Source organism: Chryseobacterium sp. HMWF035 (assembly GCF_003094695.1).
GTDB lineage: Bacteria > Bacteroidota > Bacteroidia > Flavobacteriales > Weeksellaceae > Chryseobacterium > Chryseobacterium gambrini.
In genome coordinates, this window is the sequence record NZ_QEHP01000094.1 from 22,270 (window position 1) to 32,594 (window position 10,325).

10 protein-coding genes are annotated in these 10,325 nt (G+C 34.8%); 1 reads left to right on the forward strand and 9 read right to left on the reverse strand.

Annotated elements, in window-relative coordinates; translation table 11 throughout:
- Positions 1–14: 14 nt before the first annotated feature.
- From DD829_RS14120 to DD829_RS14150, 7 genes are all read right to left on the reverse strand, one after another.
- A complete protein-coding gene (locus tag DD829_RS14120; protein ID WP_076395018.1) occupies positions 15–1,337 on the reverse strand; it encodes a DUF58 domain-containing protein in 1,323 nt (440 codons plus the stop codon).
- A gap of 18 nt (positions 1,338–1,355) precedes the next feature.
- A complete protein-coding gene (locus DD829_RS14125; RefSeq protein WP_108410663.1) occupies positions 1,356–2,480 on the reverse strand; it encodes a transglutaminase-like domain-containing protein in 1,125 nt (374 codons plus the stop codon).
- Between the two features lie 17 nt (positions 2,481–2,497).
- Complete coding sequence (locus DD829_RS14130; RefSeq protein ID WP_185140320.1) at positions 2,498–3,529, reverse strand: AAA family ATPase; 1,032 nt, start codon at positions 3,527–3,529, stop codon at positions 2,498–2,500.
- 89 nt (positions 3,530–3,618) lie between these two features.
- Complete coding sequence (locus tag DD829_RS14135; protein ID WP_108410662.1) at positions 3,619–4,776, reverse strand: hypothetical protein; 1,158 nt, start codon at positions 4,774–4,776, stop codon at positions 3,619–3,621.
- 12 nt (positions 4,777–4,788) lie between these two features.
- Positions 4,789–5,583, reverse strand: a complete 795-nt coding sequence (locus tag DD829_RS14140; RefSeq protein WP_108410661.1) for a DUF4129 domain-containing protein — start codon at positions 5,581–5,583, stop codon at positions 4,789–4,791.
- Entirely contained in the window at positions 5,576–6,535 is a 960-nt protein-coding gene (locus DD829_RS14145) for a DUF4013 domain-containing protein (protein WP_108410660.1), read from the reverse strand. The genes DD829_RS14140 and DD829_RS14145 overlap by 8 nt, the downstream gene beginning before the upstream one ends.
- Positions 6,522–7,505 (reverse strand): stage II sporulation protein M, encoded by a 984-nt coding sequence (locus tag DD829_RS14150; RefSeq protein WP_108410659.1) that lies wholly within the window; start codon positions 7,503–7,505, stop codon positions 6,522–6,524. Before DD829_RS14150 ends, DD829_RS14145 begins: the two co-directional genes overlap by 14 nt.
- Before the next feature lie 27 nt (positions 7,506–7,532).
- Between DD829_RS14150 and DD829_RS14155 the strand changes: the two genes are divergently transcribed.
- On the forward strand, positions 7,533–8,273 hold the full coding sequence (locus DD829_RS14155) for an RDD family protein (protein WP_108410658.1): 741 nt from the start codon (positions 7,533–7,535) through the stop codon (positions 8,271–8,273).
- A gap of 507 nt (positions 8,274–8,780) precedes the next feature.
- On the opposite strand, the gene DD829_RS14160 is transcribed toward DD829_RS14155, so the two are convergent.
- Both DD829_RS14160 and DD829_RS14165 read right to left on the reverse strand, forming a co-directional pair.
- Positions 8,781–9,287: a hypothetical protein gene (locus DD829_RS14160; RefSeq protein ID WP_108410657.1), complete on the reverse strand. Its 507-nt coding sequence runs from the start codon at positions 9,285–9,287 to the stop codon at positions 8,781–8,783.
- A 214-nt stretch (positions 9,288–9,501) separates the two neighbouring features.
- Positions 9,502–10,281, reverse strand: coding sequence for a GLPGLI family protein (locus tag DD829_RS14165; RefSeq protein WP_116547866.1), 780 nt, complete (start codon positions 10,279–10,281; stop codon positions 9,502–9,504).
- Between the last annotated feature and the right edge of the window lie 44 nt (positions 10,282–10,325).

Consider the following 10,325-nt stretch of genomic DNA (forward strand, 5'->3'; position numbering starts at 1 on the left):
ATCCCTGTTAAAAATTACAAAATCCCCCTCGCTTTAATTTCCAGATATTTATTGATGACATCAATGTTCAGATTTTCCGGTAAAGTGTACACTGTGTAAATTCCGTATTTGCGGAGTTCCTGAATAATCAGTTTCTTTTCAAACTCAAATTTTTCTGCAATGATTTCGTCGTATACTTCCTGCATACTTTCAGGATTTTTATGAATTAACGTCTGCAATTCTGAATTTTTGAAGAAAACCACAACCAATAAATGGTTTTTAGCGATTCCACGAAGATATTTTAACTGACGGTTTAAGCCATCCAATGTTTCAAAATTCGTAAAAAGTAAAATCAAACTTCTCTGGTTCAGCGAATATTTTACATCCTGATACAATCTGTTAAAATCACTTTCAAAGAAATCTGTTTTGATGTTGTAAAGGGCTTCCGAAATTTTTCTAAGCTGTCCCGATTTATTTTCCGCAGCAATTTTATTTTCTGTTTTTTTAGAAAAAGTCATCATTCCGGCGCGGTCGCCTTTTTTCAGAATGATATGGGATAAAGCCATCGTTGCATTAATGGAATAATCCAAAAGACTCAGTCCTTTGAAAGGCATCTTCATCGTTCGTCCTTTATCAATCAGCATAAAAATACGCTGTGATTTTTCATCCTGAAACTGATTGACCATCAATCGGTTTGTTTTGGACGTCGCTTTCCAGTTGATCGTTCTGATGTCATCTCCCGGAACATATTCTTTAATCTGCTCAAACTCCATCGTATGTCCCAGTTTTCGGATTTTTTTGATTCCGCCCAACAGAAATTCACTCTGCAAAGCCATCAGTTCATATTTTCTTAAGTGAATAAATGAAGGATAAGCCGGCAAATTGGCATCTTTCTGAAAATTAAACCGTTTTGCGACAAAACCTAAAGGTGAAGATACATACACATTTAAACTGCCGAAATTATATTCTCCTCTTTCCTTTGGCTCTAAAATGTATTGAAAAAATGTATTTCTCCCCGGTTCAATCTGTTTTTCGATTAAAAAATCTCTCTTCTGAAACTGAAACGGAATTTCGTCAATTACTTTCACATTAATTTTGAAAGCATAGTTGTTTTTAATATCAACTTTTACGGGATTTTCATCACCATTGGATAATTTTTCGGGCAATATTCTCTGTGCAGAAATCCCTTCTTTCCTGTTGAAAACAAAAAGATAATCCACCATTGCCGCTAAAAAAACCAGAAGCAAAACGATGTGCGCTACCCACATGAGTAACGGAAAGAAAAAAGCGAAAACATACAGAATCCCCACTCCAATGAGCGTGAAGAAAAAGCGTGTATTGAGGTATAAGTTTTTCATTTTTTACCAGATCAGCTATTAAGGCTTTGTCCAGAAAAGATCAGGATTATTGGTTTTATAGTTGGTAAAAGTAACCCCTGTCTGATTATTTTTCACCATTTTTTTTTGTGGTTCCTGAACAAGTCCATCCAAAGGAAGAAGTTCTACATATTCTATGCTTTTTCCATTCTTCCATGTTTCAGAATCATATTGGCTTATAACGGGAGTTTCCAGACGATAAAGATTTTTAGCCATATAATTTTCCAAATATTCTTCCTTTGTCTGCAATACATTCCTGTTCCGGTTTGCATCTGCATTCAAAACCAATGGTAATCCTTTGACCAATCTTTCTCTGACTTCCTGAATTCCCAAAAGATTTCCTTTATCGTCCATAACGTATGCATCAAAAGTAGGATCAATCCAGATCCATTTATTAAGTTCGCTGCTATATACCATATTAATTACATGGCAGTCATCAAACTGAGTTTCCTTTGGCATACATGTAATGTAGCGAGATTTAATTCCCAATGACAAATAACATTCATTAAGAATTGTTGCCAACATTCTACAATTTACACCACGATTTTCTGTTTTACAAACCCTAATAAGATCAATAGCATTTTTTAGCGTTGGATTATTACTGCTTCCATCATGTCTTACAAGATTATGCACCCAATGCATCAGATTAAAAATCTTCGAAAGCTCACTTCCATTTCCTGCGATTGAATCCAATTTAAGATCTTTTCTGATTCTTTTTAAATCTGCATTATCCTGAGACTGATAAGCAAATTTTGGAATAAAGCGATCATCAGAGAAATTATATTTTCCGGCATTTTTAAGAATATCCAGCCTTGAAGGCTCATATTTAATCTGCGTTCTGGCGGAATCTTTACCTTTTAAAATGATAAAATCAAATACGGATCCCGGTTTTAAATTATATGAAATGGAATCTGAATCTGTGTAAAAAGTAACTTTTTTTCCGGAAGTCGTATAAACATCCAGTTTTTCTTCAGGTACAATTGTCCATGCATTTTTTATTCTTTTTCCATCCACTTTAATATCCACATTCTCGGAAACAGCTTTTATAACAGGTAGCTTTTTCTGTCCTGCTAATTTCACTCCAAAAATCAGAAAAGCTGAAAGAAGTATAATGTTTATTTTCATAGTTGATGTAATTAAATCTACCTTGGAATCTCTATTCCCTCTAAAATCTGTCTGATGATTTCGTCTGCGGTAAGGCCTTCCATTTCTCTTTCGGGCGATACAATAACTCTGTGTCTCAGAACGGCATAACTGGCTTCTTTAATGTCTTCCGGCGTTACGAAATCTCTTCCTCTTAAAGCCGCAAATGCTTTAGATGCGGTTAACAAAGCCAGACTCGCTCTCGGAGAAGCTCCTAAATACAGGAACTGGTTTTCTCTGGTGTTGATAATAATTTTAGCAATGTACTCCATCAACTGAGATTCAACGATGATTTCCTTTACCAGATGCTGATAATTTTTCAGTTGCTGTGCAGTAATCACTTTGTTAACAACCTCCGTTTTATCTTCCTGCTTGCTTTCGTGCTGGTTTTTGATGATGGCAATTTCCTGCTCCAGATTCGGATAACCCACATTTATTTTAAACAAAAAACGGTCAAGCTGGGCTTCCGGAAGCCTGTATGTTCCTTCATGCTCGATCGGGTTTTGGGTTGCCACCACAAGGAAAGGTTCTTCCATCGGATAGCGGGTTCCGTCCATCGTGATCTGCCTTTCTTCCATCACTTCAAACAAAGCCGCCTGAGTTTTTGCCGGAGATCGGTTGATCTCATCAATCAGGATGAAATTAGAAAAAATAGGTCCTTTTTTAAATTCAAATTCAGAATTTTTTACGCTGAAAACGGAAGTTCCCAAAATATCGGAAGGCATCAAATCGGGTGTAAACTGAATTCTGCTGAATCCTACATCGATGGTTTTTGCCAGTAATTTTGCCGTGATGGTTTTGGCAACTCCCGGAACACCTTCAATAAGAACGTGACCGTTCGAAAGAAGTGCCGCCAAAAGATGCTCCACCATGTTTTCCTGACCGACGATTACTTTTGCAATTTCGGCTTTTACTTTTTCAAGACTTGTACGAAGTTCAATCATATCGATTCTCGACTGAAACTGATCTTCTTTTTTATCTAAGCTGATAGAAAATTCGTTTTCTATATTTGGGTTTTCAAAGTTTTCCATATCCTATAATTTATCAATAGAACAGTATATCCAATTACCAATTACATTGAGAATTACCACACTGTTATATTTTCAGATTGTTACATTTATTAAATAATTTCATCCAAAATTTTATTCATTCTCACAAGATCTTCCTTCATTACGTGCGCATAAGGATCCTGCCCTTTTTTAATCAGTCCAATGGCTTCATCAATTATTTCCATCGGTTTTCCGGTTTTCAGATGGAGTTTTTTTGCAAATTCTTCATCTAATTTCTGAGTATCGATAAGGAGATCCACTCTTACTTTGTTCAGGAAGTACTGGGCTTTTTTCGACATCATATCATGGAAATCGCCTTCCTGAAGATAAAGATTTCCGATACTTTTCACAAAATCTACCGAGTTATTTTTCAGCGGTTCCACAATCGGGACGATGCGCTGTTTTCTTTTGGCATTAAAGAAAATAAATAAAGCCAAACCGCCCAGAAGAACCCACCAAGCATATTTCAAAGCAGGGTTTGAAAGGATAAACCTCAGCAGAAACTGGGAAGATTTCGAATTGCTTTCCAGAAACCACAAGGTTTCTTTATCATCCAGATAAGAAAAAACGTCCTGTACATATTTTACATTGCCGGGTTTCAAAAGATAGTAATTGGTAATAAAAAGCGGTTCGCAATGGACGTAAAAATAACCTTTTCCGAATTTTACTTTAACAAAATTTGCCTGATCGTCATTATTCTTTTCTACCGTTTTTCCTAAGACTTCAGATCCCGGTTTAATGAAGGTAAATCCTCTTCCGGATGGAAATTTATCCAGTTTAATGAAATCGTTCTGGTATTTCGTGTCGGTAAGTTTTAAAACATTTTCATCCCGAAAAGAAATCATAGAATCATAATAACCGATGCTGTCGGAAATTTCTTTTGGCATTTCGCTGATAATCAACATTGCGTTGGAACCTTTGGAAACTTCTTCCAGAATTTTATTCCACGATTCTGTATCTACTTCATGCTCGATGACAAGGATATTATGACTTCCTTTTTCTTTATTCTGGGTATAATAATCGTAAGGAGTCTGATCTATTTTTTTAACTTTATTCTTAAAAAGATCTTTGATCTCGTTATTAAAAACATACAATCCGAACGGTGATTTCTGATAAGTCTTGAAATTTTTCCTCCAATCCGTACTTTCTGTTTTGTTGACTTCAAACAACGCCAGAATAATCATCACCACGACGAAGATTACAGCATATATTTTGAAAGTTTTGTTCATGATAACAATTAATTACGGTTTAAAGGATTGATATTGGTTTTTAAATTTCAGGTAGTTTTCTTCATCAATAGAGAATTCTCCGTACCAGACATAATCGAAAATATAGGCAAGATCGTAAAAACTTTCTTTTAAGTGCGGTGCTTTCAGCTCTGCCGCATAATCTTTATTGGTTTTTTCCGGATTCCAGACGATGAGTTTCTTATCACTTAATTTTTTTAAGACAAATAAAAACTGATAACGCACCGCCGAACGGAAATCGCCCGATTTTTCAAATTTCAGAATACTTTCCGGAAAATTAATTTCGTGAATATTTTCATGAAGCTCTTCTTCGTGGATATCCACTTTCCGGTTTTTCTTTCCGAAGAATGAAATTCCGCCGTTCCCGATGAGATATTTAATGATGAAATACAGCAGGAAACCGACAAGAACAATCACAAAAAGACGCACTAAAATCCCTGCGAAATTTCCGGATTTTGTAAATACGGTTTCCCCGAAAATACTGTCTAACAATTCTGCGAGCTTCTTCATCAGCTTCTGCCCGAAAGACATTCTGGGTTTTACCGTAGTATAATCGAAATCTTTGTCTTTGTATCTTGAAGGGATATTGTCTTTAAATTTTTTAGGATAAACGGTGTTTTCCGTTACCGGATTTTTATACAATACAGAATCTGCACGGTACATATTCCTGTAATGTCCCGTTTCTATCGAGTCCAGAAAAACCGCTTCTTCAGGAGGCAGATCTTCCTGCTGCTGAGAAAAAACAGTTCCGAAGCTGAAAAAAAGCAGTAAAAGAAGAAGCCTATTCATTATTTCCTATTGTTTCTATTTCTGCCAGTTCCATTTTCTGATGAAGATCGGTGCGGCTGTCGTAATACATCAATCCTGAATTTACATACAGAACATTCATTAAAATGGTTGAAACCAACGTTGAAAGTCCGTAGATAAAGAATATAACAATTCCGAAATTTCCGGAGAAAGGATTCTGTTCAAAATTCCCATCCGGAGCAGTTGTTGAAAGTTTAAGAATGTATAAAACCATCGGAACTCCGGATAAAAATCCGCTTACAATATAAAAAAGCAGTCCCAAAATAATGGTTGCACCCCAATATTTCCAGTAGGGAGATTTTTCTCTTCCGTTCGGATAAGAAAACTGGGATCTTATAGCATAACTTAGGCTTTCGAAAAAACCTTTATTTCCGTTAAAATAATCGTAGCAGAGAAAGGTAATGATGCTGAATAAATTCGGAAGGATAAAAAGTAGCAGAAAAATTCCAATGAAAAAAAATACCAACAGATAAGAGAATCCGAAAATAGCCGTTGCAACCGGCATTACCAAAAAGGTGAGCCCGAAATAGGCAATGAAAACTTTTTTAGAATTCACTTTAAAATCACTGATGATATCGTCTGTTTTTATTTCTTTCTGTCCTTCCGCAGCTCTTTTCATATAAAATACAGGAAAAAGCAGATTAACCGTCATTAAAGCTGTGGAAAGCACAAAAAGTACAATTCCCGCGATGATAATCAATCCTAAATTATCCTGAAAATACTGTTCAAAATAATAGCTTTGTCCGCTCATATTCGATCCGAAAATGGCTCCGAAGAATTCTCTGAATCCTACCACCATCACAACAACGGTTAAAATAAGCAGCAAGCCGTTCAGCAGAATAAAATTTTTAAAATAATTCTTACCGTATAATTTGAAAAAAGCAAAAGTATCGCTGATGAAACTTCCGAAATCTCTCTTTTTATAAAACTGCATCCTGAATCTGGTTATTAATTTTTTTGCTGACAACAGATGGGTAAATACAGTAATAAAACCCGATGATTGCCAAAGACCCGAAAATAATAATTAAATTTAAAATTAAAGGCATTTTCAGGGCGTGTCTTGTTACATATCCTTCAATAATTCCTGCACAGATGGTGAAAGGAATCGTACTCAGGAATATTTTGAATGAATCTTTAAATCCGCTTTTGAAAGAATTAAATCTTGACAGTGTTTTCGGAAATAAAATAGAGGCTCCCAGAATAAGACCACACATGGCTTCCACTACCATCGCAAAGATTTCAAAAACTCCGTGAAGCCAGATTCCTCTTGCGCTGTCCTTCAATGCGCCGTAATCATAAAAGAAATACTGGAAAGAACCGAGCATCACGCTGTTGTTCAGCAATGCCCACAACGTTCCTACTCCGCCTGCAATTCCGTAGATATACAGTCTTGCACCAACTTTTATATTGTTGAAAATAATCCCGATCGTACTTCCCCATGTAGAACCGCTCTGGTAAACTCCTACCGCATTTCCTGCCTTAATGTTTTCAATGGTCTGGTTCACATATTCTTCACCCAGAATAACTTTGGCGAAATCTTTATCGTAAATTCCGGAAAGCAGACCGATTAAGGTAAATAATGTAAAGAACAGAAAAGCATATCCCAAATATCTTCTGTACTGGTACACCAGCAAAGGAACTTCGGTTTTGAAGAAATGCAGAAATCTGTTTTCTTCTACCCTTTTGGTTTTATAAATTTTCTGGAATATCTGTGCAGACAAATGGTTAAGATAAACCGTGGTATTACTTTTCGGGTAATACGTCTGTGCAAAAGAAAGGTCGTTAACGAGGTTGATGTACAGCGAAGAGAGATCATCAGGATTTTTTTTAATTTTCCCCTGAATAACCTGTTCTATTCCCAACCATTTTTCTTTATTTTGTTTAATGAAATAAACTTCTCTCATAATTGTAAGGCTAAAATAATAAAAATAATGTCTCAAATCGCGATAAATACTTCACAAAATGTAAATATTAATTTCAACATTGCGGGTGTTGGAGAAAGACTTCTTGCTTATATTATCGATCTTCTTATTCAAATTGCGTACACCATCGCTATTCTGTATCTTTTTTTCAATATTCTGAATCTGGGCTATGTGATGGACGGGCTGGATCAGTGGTCGATTATTGCTATTTACAGCATTCTTCTTTTCCCGACTGCGATTTATCCGCTTGTTCTGGAAAGCCTGATGGAAGGGCAGACTCCGGGGAAAAAAGTCATGAAAATCCGTGTGGTTAAAATCGACGGTTATCAAGCGGGATTCGGAGATTATATGATTCGCTGGGTTTTCAGGATTATTGATATTTCTATTATCGGTCTTATCTCTGCCATTGTTTCCAAAAACAACCAGCGTTTGGGAGATATTGCATCGGGAACCGCCGTTATTTCACTAAAAAACAACATCAATATTTCGCATACGATTCTGGAAAACATTAAAGAAGATTATGTTCCTACTTTTCCGCAGGTCATTGCTTTAAGCGATAATGACATGAGAATTATTAAAGATAATTATCTGAAAGCTTTAAGAGTGGACGACCGACAAATCATCAGCAAACTTTCCGATAAAATTAAAGGAATTCTGAAGCTGGAAGTAGATCCTACCAAAATGACGGAAAGACAGTTCATCGGGGTTGTTATTAAGGATTACAATTATTATACGGGAAAAGACAGTTAGGAAGACGATTTAAAAACAACTCTGCTTATAAAAACTCCCGCAGATTTGGCGGATTTTGCAGATGATTCTGAAAAATTCGTCAAATAATTTTTATTAATTGATTTAAAAACTGCAATCTAAACGCAAAGGAAAAAGTTTTCACCTCATTAAAGGGGAGCAAAGATACTCCGTCGCAGACGGATGATGAAGCGCGCTTCTTAGCAGATGAAATCTGCCCTCACTTTGCTCCCTTAATATATTCATTCTCAAAAGAAAAACTTTGCGTTTAGATAATCCGAAACAAAGTTTGTCATGCTGAAAAGCATCTCTTCAATTATATTTAATAGATTTCTCCTTCGTCGAAATGACAGAGCAGTGTCTAAAAAATCACTCAGATTTTGCGGATGATTCTGAAAAAACTAAAAACTTAAAAACCTTTTTCAAAAATCAAAGCCTTTTCTGAGTGAATAGATATTTACAATCAACAAAAAGTATTCAAAAAAAAATAAAATTTAGCATTAATCTTATTTATATCATTCTAAAACTACGTGTATAAAAGAACTGAGCAATCATCGCCAAAATAAACAGAACAAAATGCAATACTCTAATTTTGAGTTCATATCTACGGATGACGGAAAGAAAAATGATGTTGATAACGGATGTAAAAAGTATCGCCACATCATGCATATTTTTCACTTCTGAAATATCAATATCTAAAGCGCAACGCCTTACCGTTCCAAAATTGAACCTGCAAAAATGAATGAAAAAAGACAACATACACGAGAGGTATAAAATGATAACGTATTCTGAAAAATCTTTTACAAACTGGTTTCTTTCTTTACTAATCAGAGCAAAACCTAAATTTACAAACGACAGAAGCAAACAGGATGTTATGGTAAAAAGAATATCATAATGTCCAAAATTCAGAAGATGGTACACCACAAAATACTGAATGGAAATATACAATGCTCCCACCGTTACAGGAAGCCAAAAGAAATGATAAGCGAAATAATTTAAATTTGATCTTTCCGGCATTTTAGTTTTTTATAATGTTAATATTATTCAGAATTTCAATAAGATATTCTGTTCCATATTCATTAGATATTGCTTTGTAAACTGTAGAAATCTTACAATGTGAATCTTTGTGAGATGATAAGAGGGCATCTAAATTTTAGAAAGCCCTCTTTTTCTTTGTCTTACATCATTCTAAAATTTTAATAAAGAATATTAGATAATAAATTTTTAGTTTCTAATATAAATTCAATTCAATAGGATTATATTTTTTTAGAGCTTCTTCCGCATTTTTTCTCATGTATTCACGATCTTCTGGATTTTCTATAAATTGCTCATTTAATTTTAATTTTCCGGCAAGCCTGTTTTTAAAAACTTCAGCTACTTTTTCTTTAGACATATTTTTTATATTGGTTGCAATATTAGCAGATTTGCAAGTATATTTTCTTTTTCTGAAAGCATAAAGAGTATAATGATAATCGTATTTAGAATCGTACACTTCAGTAATTAAACCCGGTAATCCGTTAAATTTATACGGTCCAAATTGGAAGGGGATATCCGTAGTAAACCAAGCGATCCAAGTTCTGCCGTATTTCGTAACTTCTGCTCTTTGACATTTATACCCTGCAACAGTTTTGAATTCGTTTTTAATCTTCCAGTTTATATTGTTTGGTTCCTCATATCCGAAATAAGAATAATTAATTTCATCAGTAACATACAATTTTGCAGAGGTTGTTCCAATATAGCCTCTAAAATCCGTATTATATTTCATTGCTTCATCGAGTGTGTTGAGTTTTTTCTCTACTATAAGAGAATCTGAAATATATCTGTGTAAATCTTTAAAAAAGGAAGATTTTTCATTAATTAGAAGAGCAAATGTGGTTTCTTTTTTGGAATTGCTTGCATTTGAAAGCTTGTAATTTAGCTTATAATTTGCTTCATAAACAACATCAAATTTTTTCTGCGAAAAAACAGCTATCACAATCAATAAGTGAAATAATAATACAATCTTTTTCATCTAAACATTCTTTTCTAAATAAAAACCGCCACTTTTTATGGCGG

What these genes read in the sequence shown, in the direction of transcription:
- DD829_RS14120 (WP_076395018.1), bottom strand. Translation starts at nt 1,337, where the DNA reads ATGAAAAACTTATACCTCAATACACGCTTTTTCTTCACGCTCATTGGA.
- DD829_RS14125 (WP_108410663.1), bottom strand. Translation starts at nt 2,480, where the DNA reads ATGAAAATAAACATTATACTTCTTTCAGCTTTTCTGATTTTTGGAGTG.
- DD829_RS14130 (WP_185140320.1), bottom strand. Translation starts at nt 3,529, where the DNA reads ATGGAAAACTTTGAAAACCCAAATATAGAAAACGAATTTTCTATCAGC.
- DD829_RS14135 (WP_108410662.1), bottom strand. Translation starts at nt 4,776, where the DNA reads ATGAACAAAACTTTCAAAATATATGCTGTAATCTTCGTCGTGGTGATG.
- DD829_RS14140 (WP_108410661.1), bottom strand. Translation starts at nt 5,583, where the DNA reads ATGAATAGGCTTCTTCTTTTACTGCTTTTTTTCAGCTTCGGAACTGTT.
- DD829_RS14145 (WP_108410660.1), bottom strand. Translation starts at nt 6,535, where the DNA reads ATGCAGTTTTATAAAAAGAGAGATTTCGGAAGTTTCATCAGCGATACT.
- DD829_RS14150 (WP_108410659.1), bottom strand. Translation starts at nt 7,505, where the DNA reads ATGAGAGAAGTTTATTTCATTAAACAAAATAAAGAAAAATGGTTGGGA.
- DD829_RS14155 (WP_108410658.1), top strand. Translation starts at nt 7,533, where the DNA reads ATGTCTCAAATCGCGATAAATACTTCACAAAATGTAAATATTAATTTC.
- DD829_RS14160 (WP_108410657.1), bottom strand. Translation starts at nt 9,287, where the DNA reads ATGCCGGAAAGATCAAATTTAAATTATTTCGCTTATCATTTCTTTTGG.
- DD829_RS14165 (WP_116547866.1), bottom strand. Translation starts at nt 10,281, where the DNA reads ATGAAAAAGATTGTATTATTATTTCACTTATTGATTGTGATAGCTGTT.